At 39.7% G+C, this 17,851-nt stretch carries 14 protein-coding genes; 12 read left to right on the top strand and 2 right to left on the bottom strand.

The window, feature by feature from the left end; translation table 11 throughout:
* Positions 1-46: 46 nt before the first annotated feature.
* Positions 47-946 carry a helix-turn-helix domain-containing protein gene (locus AB657_RS16250; RefSeq protein WP_047247464.1) on the bottom strand — a complete coding sequence of 300 codons (900 nt, stop codon included), beginning with the start codon at positions 944-946 and terminating at the stop codon, positions 47-49.
* Between the two features lie 225 nt (positions 947-1,171).
* On the opposite strand from AB657_RS16250, the gene AB657_RS16245 reads away from it, so the two are divergent.
* From AB657_RS16245 to AB657_RS16205, 9 genes are all read left to right on the top strand, one after another.
* Positions 1,172-2,341, top strand: coding sequence for an efflux RND transporter periplasmic adaptor subunit (locus AB657_RS16245; protein WP_052958731.1), 1,170 nt, complete (start codon positions 1,172-1,174; stop codon positions 2,339-2,341).
* Between the two features lie 14 nt (positions 2,342-2,355).
* Positions 2,356-5,511 carry an efflux RND transporter permease subunit gene (locus AB657_RS16240; protein WP_047247463.1) on the top strand — a complete coding sequence of 1,052 codons (3,156 nt, stop codon included), beginning with the start codon at positions 2,356-2,358 and terminating at the stop codon, positions 5,509-5,511.
* A 10-nt stretch (positions 5,512-5,521) separates the two neighbouring features.
* The gene (locus tag AB657_RS16235) at positions 5,522-6,931 is read left to right on the top strand and encodes an efflux transporter outer membrane subunit (RefSeq protein ID WP_047247462.1); all 1,410 of its coding nucleotides are present in this window, start codon (positions 5,522-5,524) and stop codon (positions 6,929-6,931) included.
* Positions 6,932-6,957: 26 nt separating this feature from the next.
* The gene (locus AB657_RS16230) at positions 6,958-8,271 is read left to right on the top strand and encodes an MATE family efflux transporter (protein ID WP_047247461.1); all 1,314 of its coding nucleotides are present in this window, start codon (positions 6,958-6,960) and stop codon (positions 8,269-8,271) included.
* A gap of 90 nt (positions 8,272-8,361) precedes the next feature.
* Complete coding sequence (locus tag AB657_RS16225) at positions 8,362-9,033, top strand: hypothetical protein (protein ID WP_157491784.1); 672 nt, start codon at positions 8,362-8,364, stop codon at positions 9,031-9,033.
* Between the two features lie 215 nt (positions 9,034-9,248).
* Positions 9,249-9,812 carry a hypothetical protein gene (locus tag AB657_RS16220; protein ID WP_047247459.1) on the top strand — a complete coding sequence of 188 codons (564 nt, stop codon included), beginning with the start codon at positions 9,249-9,251 and terminating at the stop codon, positions 9,810-9,812.
* Positions 9,809-10,252, top strand: coding sequence for a hypothetical protein (locus AB657_RS16215; protein WP_047247458.1), 444 nt, complete (start codon positions 9,809-9,811; stop codon positions 10,250-10,252). Before AB657_RS16220 ends, AB657_RS16215 begins: the two co-directional genes overlap by 4 nt.
* Positions 10,253-10,559: 307 nt before the next feature.
* A complete protein-coding gene (locus tag AB657_RS16210) occupies positions 10,560-11,321 on the top strand; it encodes a DUF6090 family protein (RefSeq protein WP_047247457.1) in 762 nt (253 codons plus the stop codon).
* 358 nt (positions 11,322-11,679) lie between these two features.
* On the top strand, positions 11,680-12,744 hold the full coding sequence (locus tag AB657_RS16205; protein ID WP_047247456.1) for a serine hydrolase domain-containing protein: 1,065 nt from the start codon (positions 11,680-11,682) through the stop codon (positions 12,742-12,744).
* Between the two features lie 133 nt (positions 12,745-12,877).
* On the opposite strand, the gene AB657_RS16200 is transcribed toward AB657_RS16205, so the two are convergent.
* Positions 12,878-13,348 carry a hypothetical protein gene (locus AB657_RS16200; protein ID WP_157491782.1) on the bottom strand — a complete coding sequence of 157 codons (471 nt, stop codon included), beginning with the start codon at positions 13,346-13,348 and terminating at the stop codon, positions 12,878-12,880.
* A 336-nt stretch (positions 13,349-13,684) separates the two neighbouring features.
* Between AB657_RS16200 and AB657_RS16195 the strand changes: the two genes are divergently transcribed.
* The 3 genes from AB657_RS16195 to AB657_RS16185 all read left to right on the top strand — a co-directional run bounded on the left by AB657_RS16195 (position 13,685) and on the right by AB657_RS16185 (position 17,707).
* Positions 13,685-14,488, top strand: coding sequence for an SIR2 family protein (locus AB657_RS16195; protein ID WP_047247454.1), 804 nt, complete (start codon positions 13,685-13,687; stop codon positions 14,486-14,488).
* A gap of 137 nt (positions 14,489-14,625) precedes the next feature.
* Complete coding sequence (locus tag AB657_RS16190) at positions 14,626-16,893, top strand: AAA family ATPase (protein ID WP_047247453.1); 2,268 nt, start codon at positions 14,626-14,628, stop codon at positions 16,891-16,893.
* A 238-nt stretch (positions 16,894-17,131) separates the two neighbouring features.
* Positions 17,132-17,707: a DJ-1/PfpI family protein gene (locus tag AB657_RS16185; RefSeq protein ID WP_047247452.1), complete on the top strand. Its 576-nt coding sequence runs from the start codon at positions 17,132-17,134 to the stop codon at positions 17,705-17,707.
* The last annotated feature ends 144 nt before the right edge of the window (positions 17,708-17,851 follow it).

Genomic DNA, 17,851 nt, shown 5'->3' with positions numbered 1-17,851 from the left:
ATTTTAGTAGAAAATTATTTTTCCCTTAAAATTTTACAAAACAGGTCTACTCTCCCTTTCCCAAATTACGAAATTGGCTGGCAGTCATGCCCGTATTGCGCTTAAAAAACTGGTTAAAATTGGCAACTTCATTAAAGTTTAATGCATAGGCAACTTCAGATACCGATTTATTCATTTGATGCAAAAGTGTTTTTGCATACAGTATTTTGTAATCGATAATAATTTTCTGAGCACTCTTTCCTGTTACTTTTTTCACGCATTCGGTAAGGTAAATAGGGCTAATATGCATTTGTGATGCATATTCATTTACAGATAAGAATTTATTACTATTGGACAGAATGACCTGCTCAAACTTAGACATTATGTTTTGGTACCTATTTGTTGTAACTATCCCATTATTGTCTTGGGTAAAGCGCTTAACCTTATATAGAAAAACAAGGAGCAAAGACCTCACAATCTCAAAGTTGTGCATTTCACCACTTCTAGATTCTTTGTATAAAACCTCAACAATATCCAATAAATCCTTAAAGTTACCATCTGATAATTGATATATGGGCATGGTATGAATTTTAAAAAAAGGAAACTCATTTTGTAGCTCATATGACTGGTTTAAATTAGTGAAGATAGAGGCGTTGAAATAAATAATATAGCCATAATCATCATTGGGTGGAACTCTACTATAATTAATGACTTGAAAAGGGGAAACGATGGCCAAACTGTTTTTTAGCTGATTCATCGTTTGATTGCCGATTTGGATATTGGTGTTACTTGACTGAAGAATGGCAATCTCAAAAAAATCGCGCTTATGAGGCCCCCAAAATTCATCATCGGGTTCCGCATATTCCATATCCTTGGCTATTCTTCGTATAAAAAAACTGTTAGCATAATCATTTGCTGGTTGTGTTCGGTTCAAAAAATAAGAGTTGATATCTCTAAAGATTTTCATTCAGCATTTTTTTATAGCAAGTTTCAATATAGAAAAACTTAAATAATAATCTAATTATCCAAAATAATAATTCACAATACAATATAATACGAGCATACCTTTGTCCTTTCAAAGAACAGTATTGGCCTACCTGTAAAAATCGATACCCAAAAACAGGCACGGTACATCTTTAAGATATGAATGTATGAATTCTAAAGTTGAACAAAAAGAAACAATAAAATAGAGATGAAAACTAGAAAAACGAAGCTTTTTACCTGGTGCCTTGGGATATTCATAGGGCTGCTTTCCCTCTCGTGCAACAACAAGGAAGCCCGTCCTAACGGGGGCATTGCCGAATACAAGGTTTTAACGGTAGCACCAAAGAACATAGGCCTCTATAGGGAGTTTCCGGTAACCATCGAAGGTACCGAGAACATAGAAATTTATCCTAAAATTGAAGGTTTTATAGAGAAAGTGCTTGTAGACGAAGGAGAGTATGTGCAGAAAGGGCAAGCGCTTTTTTTATTGAACGCCCCTGAATATGAACAGGAGCTTTTGAGCACCAAGGCCGCGATCAGCAGTGCAAAGGCCGATGTAAGCTCTGCGGAGGTCAATGTTGAAAAAGCAAAGCCTTTGGTTGAGCGGGAAATTATCAGCAAGTTCGAATTAACTTCCGCCGAAAATGCACTTACCGCCGCAAAGGCGGCCTTAGAGCAGGCACAGGCCAATTATTCGAATGCACAAACCAACTTTGGCTATACCAAAATTACGGCCCCGGTTTCGGGTTATATAGGTTCTTTGCCCTATAAATTGGGGAGTCTGGTAAACAGCAACATTACCGAACCTTTGACCACGGTGTCGAATATAAAACAGGTGTACGCCTATTTTTCCATTAACGAAAAAACATATCTGGAGTTCACAAGAGAAGGCCTGTTGAGCAATATGAACGAGGTCTCTCTGTTACTTCCTGATTATACCTCGTTTGACCAAAAAGGAAAAATTCAAACAGTGAGCGGTCAGGTAGACGAAGAAACGGGATCGTTTAATGTTCGTGCTGTTTTTGACAACCCCGATAATTTACTTAGAACGGGCAACAGTGCCACCATACAACTTCCCAGAACCATTGAAGGGGCCTTTCTTATCCCCCAATCGGCTACCTACGAGATCCAAGGTGGCGTATATGTGTATTTGGTAAACGGGGAGTCGCAGGTACAATCCACTAAAATTACGGTAACAGCCACCAATTCTGGGCAGGCTTACATTGTTACGGACGGACTCAAAGACGGTGACCAAGTGGTTCTTGAAGGAATCGCAACCTTGTCCAGCGGTACGGAAATAAAACCTGTTCAGGTAAAAGAGAGTGATATAAGTGCCTTGCAGCAAATTACCGAAAAGGTAACAACTACCAACAATTAAAATATTAGATAACCATGTTCAACAAATTTATAAAGCGACCGGTTCTTTCGGCGGTAATTTCTATCATCGTATTGATTTTAGGAATTATCGGGATTACGACCCTGCCGATATCCCAATATCCAGATATAGCACCTCCAACAGTACAGGTTTCAGCCTCTTATGACGGTGCCAACGCGGAAGCGGTATTAAACAGTGTCATCGTTCCTTTGGAAGAGGCGATCAATGGTGTTGAGGGCATGACCTATATGACCTCTACAGCAACTAGTGGTTCGGCAAGTATAACCGTATACTTTGAACTTGGCACCGATCCCGATATTGCAGCGGTCAACGTTCAAAACAGTGTGTCAACGGCTTCCAATTTATTGCCTTCCGAGGTTATACAAGCGGGTGTTACTACAAAAAAACAACAAAGTAGTAATGTATTTATTTTTGGGCTGTACAGTGAAAATGATAACTATGACGAGGAATTTATTCTGAATTATGCCCAAATTAATTTAATACCTGTACTAAAAAGGATAGATGGGGTTGGTAGTGCTTCAGCATTTAGCTCTAGAGATTACAGTATGCGCATATGGCTAAAAGCCAATATTATGGCCAACTACGGTTTAATTCCATCCGATATTACTACCGCACTAAATGACCAAAATCTTGAAGCAGCACCTGGTGAATTAGGTTTACAAGGAAATCAAGCCTATCAATACACCTTAAAGTACAAAGGCAAACTACAAAATGTTACCGATTTTGAAGAAATCATTATCAAGACTACCGATGATGGGCGTATTCTACGCTTAAAAGACGTCGCTAGAGTAGAATTAGGATCACAATCGTATAGTTCAATAACCACTATTAATGGTAAACCAGGAACAGGTGTTGCTATAGCACAATCTGCCGGATCTAATGCGCAAGAAGTAGTAGCAAAATCCATTGAGACGCTAAAAGAAGCTTCTAAAAATTTTCCTGAAGGTATTAAATATACAGAAATGGTGAATGCCAACGACTTTTTAGATGCCTCTATTGAGAAAGTAATCCATACCTTGATCGAGGCTTTTTTACTGGTGTTCCTTGTGGTATTTATCTTCTTACAAGATTGGCGATCTACACTGATTCCTGCCATATCGGTACCGGTGGCCGTGGTGGGCACCTTCTTTTTCCTAAGCCTTTTCGGGTTTACGATCAACTTGTTGACCCTATTCGCCTTAATGCTTGCCATTGGTATTGTGGTCGATGATGCCATTGTGGTGGTAGAGGCCGTACACGCCAAACTGGACTCGGGGTATCAATCGGCCCGAAAAGCGAGTCTGGACGCCATGGGTGAGATTTCCGGGGCCATTATTTCCATTACCCTGGTCATGTCGGCGGTGTTTATTCCGGTAACATTTATTAGTGGATCCTCAGGGGTGTTCTACCAACAATTTGGTATAACCCTTGCCATTGCCATCATTTTATCGGCCGTTAACGCATTGACCTTGAGTCCTGCCTTATGCGCCCTTTTGTTAAAACCGCACGAAGAACATAAATCAAAAAGTTATCTGCAACGTTTTTATATGGCGTTTAACGTCGGTTTTGAAAAAACAACTTCAAAATATAAAAGTGCATTAAACTTCTTAATTCGTAAAAAGGCTCTTGCCGTTGGTCTTATAGTAGTTTTTATCGGAGTTTTCGTTTACCTAATGAATACCACGCCAACAGGCTTCGTACCCGATGAAGATCAAGGTACCGTTTTTGCCGATGTCAGTTTACCCGCGGCATCATCCATGGAAAGAACGGATGAAGTTTTGGATGAATTACAGAAAATAATTGAAGACATTCCAGAAGTAAACGCATTTTTACGATCTACCGGTCGTGGTTTTTTAAGCGGTACAGGATCTAATTATGGTATGTTTATATTAAAACTGAAATCTTGGGACGAACGTAAGGGAGAGGGGCAAAGTGTACAGGATATCATCAATCAGTTGTTCGCAAGAACGGCTACCATGAAAGATGCCAGAATTATATTTTTTGCTCCACCAACCGTTACAGGATTTGGCTTAAGTAACGGATTTGAGGTACAGTTGCAAGATCAAAGTGGTGGTACGGTAGACCAGCTTTACAACGTAAGCCAGGATTTTATTCAGGCCCTAAGCAAACGCCCTGAAATACAGTATGCCAACACAACATTCGACCCTACTTTTCCACAATACGAAGTGGTAGTGGACGTGGACAAAACCAAATTGGCCGGATTGGATGTGGAAGGTGTTCTAAGTGTTATGCAAGGTTATTTAAGTGGGGTGTATGCCTCTAACTTCAATAAATTCGGAAAGCAATACCGTGTAATCTATCAAGGGGAACCCAACTTTAGGGCCAACCTTGAGAGTTTGAACGCCATAAAAGTTAAAAACAGTAATGGCGTCATGGCGCCCATAACCGAGTTTATAACCTTAAAAAGGGTGTACGGCCCACAAAGTTTAACCCGTTTCAATCTATTTACAGCGGCAAAAATAAGTGGGGCGCCCAATGATGGGTATAGTTCCGGTGATGCCATTAATGCCATTGAAGAAGTAGCTGCCGAAACATTGCCAACGGGTTATGGATATGAATATTCCGGTATAACCAGAGAAGAGATTTCCGCCGGTAGCCAAACGGTTTATATTTTTATGCTGTGCTTCATATTTGTTTATTTCCTATTGTGCGCACAGTACGAGAGCTTTATTCTTCCTATTTCCGTTTTGCTATCTGTACCGGCCGGACTTTCGGGGGTTCTGATATTTGCCAATCTATTTGGTATCAGCAACAATATCTATATACAAATCACCCTGGTGATGCTGATCGGGCTCTTGGCCAAAAATGCCATTCTAATTGTCGAGTTTGCCATACAGCGTAGGCGACAGGGCGAAACCATTGTTCAATCTGCCATAGACGGTGCCATTGCCCGGTTCCGACCTATTTTAATGACCTCATTTGCCTTTATCTTCGGATTACTACCCCTTATGATCGCAACAGGTGCGGGTGCTGTAGGTAACCGTGCCATTGGTACGGGAGCCATTGGAGGTATGTTGGTCGGTACCATATTGGGTGTCATGGTTATACCGGTACTGTACATCATTTTCCAACATCTACAGGAAAAATTAGTGGGCATACCCGATCACGATTGGGGAGATGAAGAAGACGAAAAACTTCCTTTGAACAAATAAAAAAACGGATATGAAATTTAAATCTATAAAATATATCGTTCCCATTACGATGACACTCTTACTGTTAGGGTCTTGCGGTGTGGTCAACAAAAGATACACCACTCCCGACATCGAGTTTTCGGAAAATTACAGGGACACCTTGGTACAAGACTCCACATCTATAGCAACCCTGCCTTGGAAAGAAATGATATCGGATACCATCTTGCAAGGTTTGATTGAAGAAGGCCTGCAAAACAATCTGGACCTAAAGACGGCCCTGGAGAACATCAACCAGGCCCGAGCCAGTTTGGCACAGGCCAAACTCTCCTTTTTTCCCAGTTTGGAAGGTAGTGCCCAGGTAACACGATCTAAAACATCGGAAGCGGCCCTGAACTTTGGTGGGGTTAGTGGCATTAATCTAAACACCACTACCTATACGGGGCAATTGAGCAGCAGCTGGGAGCTTGATGTATGGGGAAAACTACGAAGCAACAAACGCTCGGCTTTGGCCTCTTTCTTAAAAACGGAAGCTGCGGCGAGGGCGGTTCAAACCCAATTGATATCGGATATAGCACAGAGCTATTACAGTCTATTGGCCCTTGATGCCCAATTGGCCATTACCAAAAAAACCCTGGAAAACAGGATAAAGGACCAAGAAACCATGAAATTCCTGAAAGAATCGGGCGTGGTAGATGGTGCCGCCGTGGTGCAAAGTGAAGCCAGTAGATACGAAATAGAAACATCTATTCCGGATATAGAAATATCCATTTTAGAACAAGAAAATGCTTTAGCCATTTTGTTGGGCAGAGTACCTGGCGCTATTGAAAGAACATCTTTAAAAGAACAAGAGGCCTACGCCGATTTAAAAATAGGAGTACCATCTTCCTTGTTAAGAAACAGACCCGATATACAAGAGGCGGAAATGGCTTTTAGAAGTGCTTTTGAAGATGTAAATGTTGCAAAAACGAATTTTTATCCATCTTTGACCATTACAGCAAGTGGAGGTTTGTCTTCATTAAGTTTGTCCGATTTTTTCGATAATTCTATTTTCTATAATTTAATAGGCGGCTTAACACAGCCAATTTTTGCGAACGGAGAAAATAAAGCAACACTGAAAATCAATAAATCGGTTCAACAACAATCGTTTTATGATTATAAAGCAGCATGGTTGAATGCAGGTTCAGAAATATCGAATGCCCTTTATTCATATAATAAGACCAAGGAAAAGCAAGAGTCTAGAGCGCAACAAATAGCTGCTCTTGAAAAATCTGTAGAATTTACAGAAGCTTTACTAGAATATTCATCTAGCACTAATTATACCGATGTATTAACTACAAAAAACAGTTTGTTATCAGCACAATTAGAGGGTGTAGAAGATAAAAAAGAAGAGTTACAAGCCATAATTGAATTGTACCGCGCCCTTGGTGGTGGTTGGCAATAACAGAGCCGGTATAGCATAGTAAAACAATGGCACCAAAAGAACAAACTGTACTAAAACAGTTATTTGTATATGTCGGACCCGCCGTTCTGGGCCTGTTGGTAAATGCTCTCTATAACATTGTAGACCGTATTTTCGTAGGGCATTTCGTTGGGGCCGACGGCCTTTCGGCCGTGACCATGGTATTTCCCATTTCGCTGTTGAAATTCGGTTTTGTACTGCTTTTTGGAAGCGGTGCCGGAGTGTTGATAGCAAAATATTTAGGGGAATCGGACCCCGAAAAGGCAGAAGTTGTATTGGGGAACATGATGGCCGGACTCTTGGTAACCATTGTCCTATTTACTTCGGCCGGACTGTTTTTTTACGAACCCCTATTGGAACTTATGGGTGCACGGGGCGAGTTACTCCACATGTCGGCGGAGTACTTAGTGGTCATCATACTCGGGTTCCCCTTGTCATTTTTTATCGCCCTGGAATTTACTTGTCGTGCAGAAGGAAATCCGCGCTTGCCCGCCCTACTTATTTTCGTCTCGGCCCTTATCAATATCTTCTTGGATATCGTTTTTATGAAGGGGCTCGACATGGGGGTACGCGGGGCAGCCCTCGCCACTATCATCGCCCAAGGGGTGAACGCCCTGCTCTTGCTTAGATATTATTTTTTGGGCAAAAGCAAGATCGCCCTAAAGTGGAAGAACATCCGGCTACAACAAAAAGTGATTTCCCCCATTATGTTACTGGGGCTGGCACCCTTTATTATGGACAGCGCCACCAGTCTACAGAACATGATCGCCAATAACTTGTTGCTCCAGGCAGACGGGGCACCGGCAGTGGCGGTAATGGGCATTATCTATGGCGTCAACGTAGTTTTTATGATGATCGCCCTAGGTATCGGAGACGGCATACAACCCTTGATCAGTTTCAACCTCGGTGCCAACGACCACGACCGAAACCGAAAGACGCTGCGCTACACCCTTATCATCGTGGGTTTGGTAGGGCTTCTAGGAATGCTCTTTTTAGAATTGGCACCGAATGTAATCGTTGGTATTTTTATAGACAACAACGAAACTATCGAAAACATGGCCAAGGTGGCCTTGCGCATTTTTGCCCTATCCATCCCCTTTTACATGCTGCAGATCATAGCAACACGCTATGTACAGGCCCTGCAAGAGAAGAAAATCGCTATTTTTTTCGCCCTCCTCCGCCCTATCCTACTCTATGTTCCTATCGCTTACGGACTCAACGCAATGTTCGGTCTCAACGGAATTTGGAGCTCTTTTGCGGTCAGCGATGCCTTGTCGGCACTGGTATCCTTTATCATTGTCAGAAAAACGACCGGTCTTTAAGCCCTCGTCCCTCCAGTTCCTTAAAAATCAGGTAACCATATACGAAATAAGTCTTGGACCCGTTATTTTTTAAAACCAACCACTTTTCTCATGATGAGATCTAAAATATTACTACCGTTACTTTTTATTTCTTTTTTTGGCTGCAAAGAAATCCCCTACGATATCAGCACCTTCGAACAAAACGAACTATTAAAGTACAAAGTCGATGAAGACCGTTTTGAGCTCGGTTGGTTTCCTGAATCAACCACCGAAAAACCTTTGTTTCGCGATTATAGCATATTGGACAAAGAAATTACACCCGACCCGAATATCGACTCTACCTCTATTTTTCACCCATCCAACCAACCCATAAAAACAAGCCTAAAGTTAATGACCGACAGCATATCGTTGGATAACAGAAAAAAACTGTTTTCCATACATGGTAAAATAACACAGGGGCACGATAACACAAAACCTGAAGACTTTAAGGTATATATAGGAAAACGAAAAGACACCACGGTGAATGTCAGCTATATGACCACTCCCCATATCGACAATTACTACAAAGGCGAAAAAATAGAGCGTGACATCGATTTTGAGGTGCCCGCCTTTTATTTGATCGACCCAGAGGAATTCCCTGTTGTAAAAAGTAGTGATACCAAGGAAAACCTTTTGCATATCACTACCCTGATCAACGAAAAAAGTGTACTTGTTCTTGCCTTGAACAACTGCTATGTGGAGGTTTTTGAAATTGGAAAACTGATCCACTCATCAAAAAATTAGATTGTTGCACACGTACTTGTACCGGCACAAAACCCATTAATGGCATACACCAACGTCCTAAGCTACTTATTTTATTAAGAAAACCGGTTGTAAGGTTTTTTGAGCGGGCCGTAATTCTTAATTTAGTGCCCTCATATGTACTTTGCAAGTAAATACACCCCCAAAAGAGCCGTTATCAAAACCGATACACCGCTACCTACAAACAATCTTGATCGATGAGAAAACACAAAGCCATAAGAATTTTTATGGTACTGACCGTATTACTGATCCAAGTAGCATTTTTGACCACCATCGCAAAAGAGCAATTCGAAACCGGCAATTTTACGGCACTACTGTCGATGCTTCTTTTGGCCTTGACCCTCTTTTTTGGATATCGATATGTAGACCTGCACCACGAAAAATACGAATATGAAAATATATGGGTAATCGTTTGGGTGCCCGTAGGTGCTATCATTTGTTACCTTATAAATGTAATTGGTGGATTGGGCAGTGTATTGTCCGCTGGTATTACAGGTACCGTAGCATCTTTTATTCCCGAAATCAATAAAGAATCGGGTTATTTAAAAAAATTGCCTGCAGCCATCTATTGTGGTGTTTTCGTAGGCATGTCGAGTGCAGAAATCGTACCCTCTATCGGTTTTGTGATTGCAGCCGGTATGTTGGCAGGTGTATTTCTAATGCTGTCAAAAAATATGTTTCTTGGCTTAGGGGGCAAATTGGGCACCGTGGCCTTCGGGGGCGTCGTTATTGTATCATTACTTTATGGATTAATGGCATGAACTACGTTATCATTATTACCACTGGTATTTTGGGGGCGTGGCTTACCTTCTTTGTCAGCGAGCGCCTAAAACAAGGTCCCGTTAGGGCATCGGCCGTATTGGCCCTTATGGTGGGGCTCTTTTTCCATTGTTTTCCAGACCTTTGCAACGCCTACCTGACCAAAAATATCCCGATCGTGTTCATCGGCACCTCGTTTATTGGTATGGTAGCGCCCCGGGCAAGGGGCAATTACATCCGTTTGGCGATCGCCGCAGGCCTTTTCAGTGTTATCTATCTTAACAAAGGACACTTTTTTGAAGGATATGGCGGGGCGCTCGGTGCCTTGGCATTTATTGCCCTACTTTCGGCCATGGGGTTTTCGGTGATTATTTCGCGAAGTTTTCTACTAAAAAAGGGCATCGTAAAGGTGAGAAAAAAGGTATTGAAGCCTAAGAGGTAAAACCCATCACTCCATGTGCCAAAAAAACGGCCGTATAAATCTTACGGTTTCCGGTAGCTATCCAATACCGGTTTTCACAATACAAAAGAGGTGGACACTAAATACCAAGAAATTTTTGAGTTAAAACCTGAACTGCGTAAATTACTGTCCCATAACATTTAGTAACCAGTTAACTACAAGTAAAACCCTTACCAAAAACATATATGCTTTGTACGAAATAAAGTTTAAATCTTTTCTTTCTTTTGTACGGTAAAGAAAACCATAAACAAGCTACCTTTTTTATGTATGACCGACCAAACCAACCGCAATGAAATTTTTTAGAAAAATACGACAGCGACTACTTTCGCAAAACAAGTTTCGCCAATACCTCGTGTATGCCATCGGCGAAATTATACTTGTGGTCATCGGTATTCTGATCGCCCTGGCCATAAACAACAAGAACCAAGATCGCGTAACCCAAGAAAAGGAAAATATTTATTTGCAGGGATTGCGGAAAGAGTTCGAAATAAGCAAAACCAAATTGGCCGAGCTGATCCAGGTCAACAAAGACAACTTTAACGGGGCCAAACAACTGTTGCATTACATTTCCTCTGCAGACGAAGTACCGACCGAAAAGCAATTTTCACAACTCTTGTTCAACTCTTTTTCTTCCGATATCCTATTCAACCCCAACAATTCACTGCTGCAAGAGATCATTAACTCAGGAAGCCTCAAGGATATTTCAAATACCGATTTACGCATACAGCTCACCAATTGGGTTTCTACCTTGGACGACATTGCCAAACAAGAAAACGATCTGGGCATTCAAAGAGAAAAGGTGATCGATATGTTACGGACAGAGAACTACAGCCTTCGTACCATATTCGATGATGCCGGGGTAAATCAAGAAATCGGGCTTCCCATATCGGAGGAAAACACCAGTAATTTACCGCTATTGGATTCCAAAGAGTTCGAGAACAACATCTTAATGTTCGTACTGGCGAGCAGTGCCATGGAAAAGGCGCACTACCAACCTTTAATGGACGACCTAAATTCGATTTTACAGCTCATCGAAAGCGAAATCGACTAGTTTTTCGCCTCTATAAGAACCTAATTTTCCGTTCTAAGCCGTAGCATTTGCCGTGTGCCTACATCAAAAGTTGTTCAAAAGAACTATTTCCTGTTTACCGGGTTTTTACGCACAAACTTCCCTACCCTATTGTAACAATACCCTATACACAACAGAAGTAGCAGCACCATAAAGAACATGTGGCCATGGTCATTTAATGCCCTTACCTGCCAACCTTTTAAAAAACTGGGGCTAAAATTAAGGGCGCATAAAACCATAACGTCCCTGAAGAATGTAATACACTTAAAAAGAATACGTTATAACCCATAAGATCAAACCTTATTTGTTTTTATGAGTCCAATCCGTAAACCGATATAACATGAAAAACCATTTATTACCAATTCTGATGATAGCATTGTTAACGGTCGGCTGTTCTTCCAATGATGACAATGATAATGAACCGGTGAATGATACCGACGATATATTTACCACCGAACAACTGGCCGATGCGGCCCACTACTCGGAAGAAAAAGGCGGAAGCGCCGTTTTGGTCATGAGAGACGGCTCTATAATCTTTGAAGATTACCATAACGGTGCCGATGAAGATACCGCACCCCATATCTATAGCGCCACCAAGCTTTTTTGGTCGGCGGTTGCCGCACTGGCCAAACAACAAGGTCTTATAGATTACGAAGAATACGTTTCTAACACCATCACGGAATGGCAAGACAACGGTCTGCATCCGGGCAAAGATGAAATAAAGATCAAGCACCTATTAAACCTTTCCTCTGGGCTTTCCCAGAATTTTTTGACCATATCGGATGAAAGCAACAGGTACCAATATGCCATAGATGAATTGGACATGGTAAGCACGCCCGGTGAAAAATTCTCTTACGGCCCCAGCAATTATTATGTTTTTGGGGTTCTTTTAGAACGAAAGTTGCAAGAGAAAGGTATTTCTCAAAACCCTTTGGAATATCTAGAATCGGAAATTTTTGACAAAATAGGGTTGCACTATGAAAGCTGGACCCACGACGAGGCCGGAAACCCCAATATACCCAACGGCTGCTATGTAACCCCAAGAAACTGGGTAAAGTTCGGTCATTTTATGCTCGACCAAGGTAGCTGGAACGGCACACAAATTATAGAATCCTCGCTATTGGAAGCCATGTTCGTTGCCACCGGCCCCAACGCCGGGCACGGTAATTTTTGTTGGCTGAACAACGTAAACGGTTATGCACTCACCCCCCTCGATACCGCACCCGAAGGCTCCACCGGCGGTATTATGTATTACAGTGGCTATACCGAGATCATTGGCGGTTTGGGGGCCGGTAAAAACAGGATGTATTTAATACCATCGCTACAAACCGTAATTATTAGGCAGACCCAACTTGGTGAAGACACTTTTGAGGACAACGATTTTCTAGCACTTTTATTAAACTAGAAAAGGCACAATACACCGCTCAACAAATACCGATTAATTTCGGCCATAAAGAACGGGGAAGGTAGTTGCCATACCAACGTAAGCCTCTCTCTTGCCCAACACAAGACCAGCCTGTTTTTAACCGATCAGGCTTTTATAATGAAATCGACTTTTTAAAAATCACCCCTTCTTTTCTATACACCAGCATGTAAACCATTTCATTTTCCATAGCGTAGTATTCAGGGGTACTTTGCAATGGCCATTCGTCTCTTCTTATCCGAATTAATTTATCGGGCCATTCTTCAAAACTTTCGGAAGGGTTCACTTTTTCGAACCCTTTTAACCAATTATCCACATCTTCGGAATTAAGCTTTATCACGTATCTGTAATCTCTATATTCGGGCAAATAAAAGGTGTTTACATGAAAGGTAAATCCTTTTGAATTGTACAACAGAAACTCTGCGTTCTCAAAATCACTATGTACTTCAATTTCTTTTTTAAGGGTAGCTACCCGCTCCGCCTTGGTTCCATAATTTAGGCTGTACAGTTCTTTCTTTATTTCTTCATCAGAACAACTACATAGCATTATACAACAGACAGAAACGGTAAAAAACAGTCTATTCATTCCATGGGTGTATTTCTAGTGCAAAAGTAACAAAATCGGTTTTTTGACAACTTGCCCATACCCTGCGTTATGGCACCCTCAAGGGAGCGATTTCCCCTTTGAAGGCGCGCACAAGGCGGGGGATGTTCTACAACACCAACGAAAGCCCCCTCACCTACCCAATACAAAACCAGCTTATTTATAATGGCTTACGCTTTTCTGTAAGAACAATATTGTAAGAATTTTTATATTCGTGCAGGTTAGGGTACCTAACCCTAATTTTATATAAGAATAGCGGTATATAAGTATAAATTGGTATGCACATAAGATTGCCATAAATAATTTTGAACAAATAAATTGAAAGGAAAGAATATAACATTTATTGTCGGTGCTGGGGCTGTTCAAAATGCTTGGACCCCCGTGATAAGGGCTATTAATAAAACAGAAGGCATCGAAACAAATGGTGATGGAGCCAATTTCCTATTCGCACGTTATATCTATTTGTTAAAATTTTACTCTACAATAGCAAAAGCTGGAAAACACCCGGAAATGTTTGAGATAATGAAATCAAACATTAGAGTATTAAAGAAAAATATTGCCGTTGAATTAAAAAAGGCCCAAAATTCGGGTGAAATAAAACCACAAGAAAACTTCAAAGAAATTGTAGACAAATTTGTTATCTCTAAAGTTGACCGAGCTTATTTGGTAACCACTAATTGGGACAACGTAATTGATTTGGAAATAAATAAATTATATCGTTCTAACAATACTGATGCAAATTTTAAGATTGAAAGCTTTCACATTCATGGAAATATTGAATCGCCAGATGAACTTTACTTACCTTCTGAAATTACGCAAGAAATATATAGAACAAAAGAAGAAGAAATAAAATTAGGAAGTAACCATGGTTCATTGATTTCTTTATTGGAACAAGGAAATAAAACTGTTCTTTATGGAATATCTCTTGACCCACTAGATGCTGAATTAAATCAAATCCTCGGAGCAGGTATTTCTTCTCCAAATATTGGAGAAATAATAATTATTAATCCATGTCACGAAATAGTTGCTAATAGAGTAAAACTGCTATTAGACAAAAGATATCCTGCTAAAATATTAGCTTACAATCCAAATGATTTGAGTAATAAAATTGAGTATAATTAAAAACTATATACAACAACAAACTTAGGATGGCTATAAGTGTACTTGCAAAGTTAGTTGCTAAACCGCACAACTGCTCATAGCTTATGACTGTTGAAGAACTACAAAAAAAAATTACTGTGAATTAAATTCAGTGGGAAATGATTAGGAAAATTAATCGAATTAAAAGTTTTGGAATATTTAAAAACTTCACTTGGAATGGTTTAGCTGATTTTAAAAAGAAAAATTTGATATATGGTTGGAATTATTCAGGAAAAACAACCCTTTCAAAGCTCTTTCAAAACCTTGAATTTAAAGATAAAAACAAATATTTTCCTAGGGCTGAATTTGACGTTACAATTGAAAACAACAACACATCAACAAGCTATAGTCAAAATGATTTAGAAAACTTTCCGTATGATGTGAAAGTATTCAACGCCAATTATATAAAACGAATTTTTACATTCGATGAACCAAATTCAGATATAAAACCCATATCATTTTATCTTGGTGATCCATCGGGCGAACTGGATAAAAAAATTAAAAAATTAGACAAAAAAAAGGCCCAATTAGAAAACATTAAAGATAATCGTTATCAGAAAATTGTTGATGAATTTAATAGCTACAATAAAGCAGGAGGTAAGTTTTCGGTAAAAGCAAAAGACATAAGAGAAAATTATCTTGATAATAAACTTGACCAAAACAAGTTGAATAAAGGTGTAATTCAGCAAATCACAGATAAAATAAAGAGTGATTTGCAAAAATATATTCTATCTCCAACTGAAAGAGATAAGACAAAAGCGGAGGCAATTGCAGAAAATACGTTTGAAAAGCAGCAGGAAGATTATAGTTTTACAGAAAGCCTCGAAACACTTGCGGAAGACGTAAGAATTATTTTGGAGGATACTGCACCAAAATCAATACCGTTTCCTGAATTAGATGAAAATGAAGTGTTATTTGACTGGGTTCAAACTGGAATCAAGCTTCATGAAGGCGAAACTGAATGTAAGTTTTGTACGCGAACTTTACCCGAAAATAGAATTAGTGATTTAAACTCATACTACTCAAAAAAACTAAAAGAAATACAAGGTGGTATTGCCGCTGCTCAAGGGAAAATAAAATTAGAAAAAGAGAAAATAAAAATCACTTTTCCAGATAAAAAAAATTTGGGTAACCGATTTCAATCTGATTATCAGAAAGCTGTTAAAAATTATAAAGAAACTGTAAAAAAGTACAAAACACAACTATCAATCTTAGAATCTGATTTAAAACGTAAAACCTCAAATTATTTCAATAATATTTCTTCAACCGAAATTGAACTAGTAAGTTTTGAAGAAGACTTTAAGGAAATTAAAAACGCTGTAAAAGCTCATAATAATTGGTTGTCTGAATTCGATGATAATAAGAAAAAGGCAATTGCCAAAATCATTAACCATTATTTAGCAGAATATTTGCAAGCAGAGGATTACAACAAAAAAGAAGCAGACAAAGAACAGGCTTTAACTATTATATCAAATATCAATTCAAGAATAACTACAAATAAAACTAATAAATCAGTTCTTGAAGCTCAGTTAAAAAGTAGTGTAAAAGGTCAAACAGAGTTGAACGATATATTAAGAATATTACTTCATCGCGATGATATAAAAATTGAAATACGAAACGATAAATTCACCCTTGAAAGAAATGGTCACCCAGCAACTAATTTGAGTGAAGGTGAAAAATCTGCAATTGCTTTTGCCTATTTTTTGACAGAACTAAAAGCTCTCAGAAATGATGCCCCTCCAAAATTGCCAAACACAATTGTTTTTATTGATGATCCTATTTCAAGTTTAGACAGTAATCATATTTTCCAAATTAGGTCTTTACTTCAAAACTTTTTCAAGAAAAATGATGAAGATTTTTGTCAGTTATTTATATCTACACATAATTTTGAGTTCTTCTCAATGATGATGGATAGTGAAGAGTTATTCAAGCATCAGAAGAAACCACAAGCAGATTTTTACATGGTAAGAAGGCTTGATGAGAATGCTTCGAAACTAACAAGCTTACCAAATAGTTTTAAGAAATACAATTCAGAATATGTTTCACTTTTTAGTATCCTAAAAGAATATCACGAGCTGGAAAATAAAGAAGCATTTGAGTATACCATAGTACTTCCAAATACAATGCGAAGATTTTTAGAATTATACACAGCAATGAAATTCCCCTCTAGTAAATCTTTAGATACTAGAATTAAGGAAATTTTCTCATCAAAAGATGGCACATATCATAACACCAAATTATTACACTGGTTTTCGCATCAAAACCAATTTGAAAAAGTCCAACAGCACGATGACAAATTGTTACAAATTGATGAAGCAATAAAAGAATTAATGGAGCATATAAAAACGAAAGACCAGTTACATTGGAAAGGATTAAACGGTGAGTAAAAAGCACGACTGCCCCCCCAGTTAGCGCAAGCGTCAAGCCTGTGCCATTATCCTCCTTATAAAACACCCCAACCACCCCATCAAAAATAACGAAACCTTCACTTTATTTTAATAGTTCGTCTTCTATTTTTCGGCACGTATTTGCTAAATTAGATGCTACGCCCGTACCACCGATCTAATCTTAGAAATGTGGGCGTATCACCTTAAATATCTTTACTAATAAATACAGAATAGAAAAATGAAAAAAGTACTGTTCCTAACAGGAGATTTTACCGAAGATTATGAAACCATGGTACCCTTTCAAATGCTGCAAATGGTAGGCTATGAAGTGCATGCCGTCTGCCCCGACAAAAAAAAGGGAGATACCGTTAAAACTGCCATTCACGATTTTGAGGGCGACCAGACCTATACCGAAAAACCGGGGCATAATTTTGCCCTTAACTATAGTTTTGACGATGTGGTCGCCGAAGATTACGACGGCTTGGTCATTGCCGGTGGTAGGGCCCCGGAATACTTAAGGCTCAACAAACGATTGTTAGAGATCACCACGCATTTTTTTGATGCCAATAAGCCGGTGGCCGCCATTTGCCACGGTATTCAGATATTAACGGCCGCCAATGTGGTAAAGGGCAGAAAACTGACCGCCTACCCTGCCGTGGGCCCAGAGGTGACCTTGGCCGGGGGTGAATTTCAAGACATACCTGCAGACGGGGTATTTGTAGACGGTAACCTGGTTACTTCCCCTGCATGGCCCGGACACCCAGGGTTTATACGTGAGTTCTTAAAAGTTATGGGGGCTACCATTACCCTATAAAACCGTATTCCTTCATTTTAAGGAAAACTCTATTGTAGGCCAATAGAACGGAAAACATAAAAAAGAATCCGTATCGCATACTCCTTTTTACATATCTTGCTGCCCCACGACCCAAGGCAGGGGATCTTTAAAAAGTTGGCGAAC

Origin of the sequence: Maribacter thermophilus (genome assembly GCF_001020565.1) — a bacterium.
GTDB lineage: Bacteria > Bacteroidota > Bacteroidia > Flavobacteriales > Flavobacteriaceae > Maribacter > Maribacter thermophilus.
This window is presented reverse-complemented; position numbering and strand designations above follow the sequence as displayed.

What these genes read in the sequence shown, in the direction of transcription:
- AB657_RS16250 (WP_047247464.1), bottom strand. Translation starts at nt 946, where the DNA reads ATGAAAATCTTTAGAGATATCAACTCTTATTTTTTGAACCGAACACAA.
- AB657_RS16245 (WP_052958731.1), top strand. Translation starts at nt 1,172, where the DNA reads ATGAAAACTAGAAAAACGAAGCTTTTTACCTGGTGCCTTGGGATATTC.
- AB657_RS16240 (WP_047247463.1), top strand. Translation starts at nt 2,356, where the DNA reads ATGTTCAACAAATTTATAAAGCGACCGGTTCTTTCGGCGGTAATTTCT.
- AB657_RS16235 (WP_047247462.1), top strand. Translation starts at nt 5,522, where the DNA reads ATGAAATTTAAATCTATAAAATATATCGTTCCCATTACGATGACACTC.
- AB657_RS16230 (WP_047247461.1), top strand. Translation starts at nt 6,958, where the DNA reads ATGGCACCAAAAGAACAAACTGTACTAAAACAGTTATTTGTATATGTC.
- AB657_RS16225 (WP_157491784.1), top strand. Translation starts at nt 8,362, where the DNA reads ATGATGAGATCTAAAATATTACTACCGTTACTTTTTATTTCTTTTTTT.
- AB657_RS16220 (WP_047247459.1), top strand. Translation starts at nt 9,249, where the DNA reads ATGAGAAAACACAAAGCCATAAGAATTTTTATGGTACTGACCGTATTA.
- AB657_RS16215 (WP_047247458.1), top strand. Translation starts at nt 9,809, where the DNA reads ATGAACTACGTTATCATTATTACCACTGGTATTTTGGGGGCGTGGCTT.
- AB657_RS16210 (WP_047247457.1), top strand. Translation starts at nt 10,560, where the DNA reads ATGAAATTTTTTAGAAAAATACGACAGCGACTACTTTCGCAAAACAAG.
- AB657_RS16205 (WP_047247456.1), top strand. Translation starts at nt 11,680, where the DNA reads ATGAAAAACCATTTATTACCAATTCTGATGATAGCATTGTTAACGGTC.
- AB657_RS16200 (WP_157491782.1), bottom strand. Translation starts at nt 13,348, where the DNA reads ATGAATAGACTGTTTTTTACCGTTTCTGTCTGTTGTATAATGCTATGT.
- AB657_RS16190 (WP_047247453.1), top strand. Translation starts at nt 14,626, where the DNA reads ATGATTAGGAAAATTAATCGAATTAAAAGTTTTGGAATATTTAAAAAC.
- AB657_RS16185 (WP_047247452.1), top strand. Translation starts at nt 17,132, where the DNA reads ATGAAAAAAGTACTGTTCCTAACAGGAGATTTTACCGAAGATTATGAA.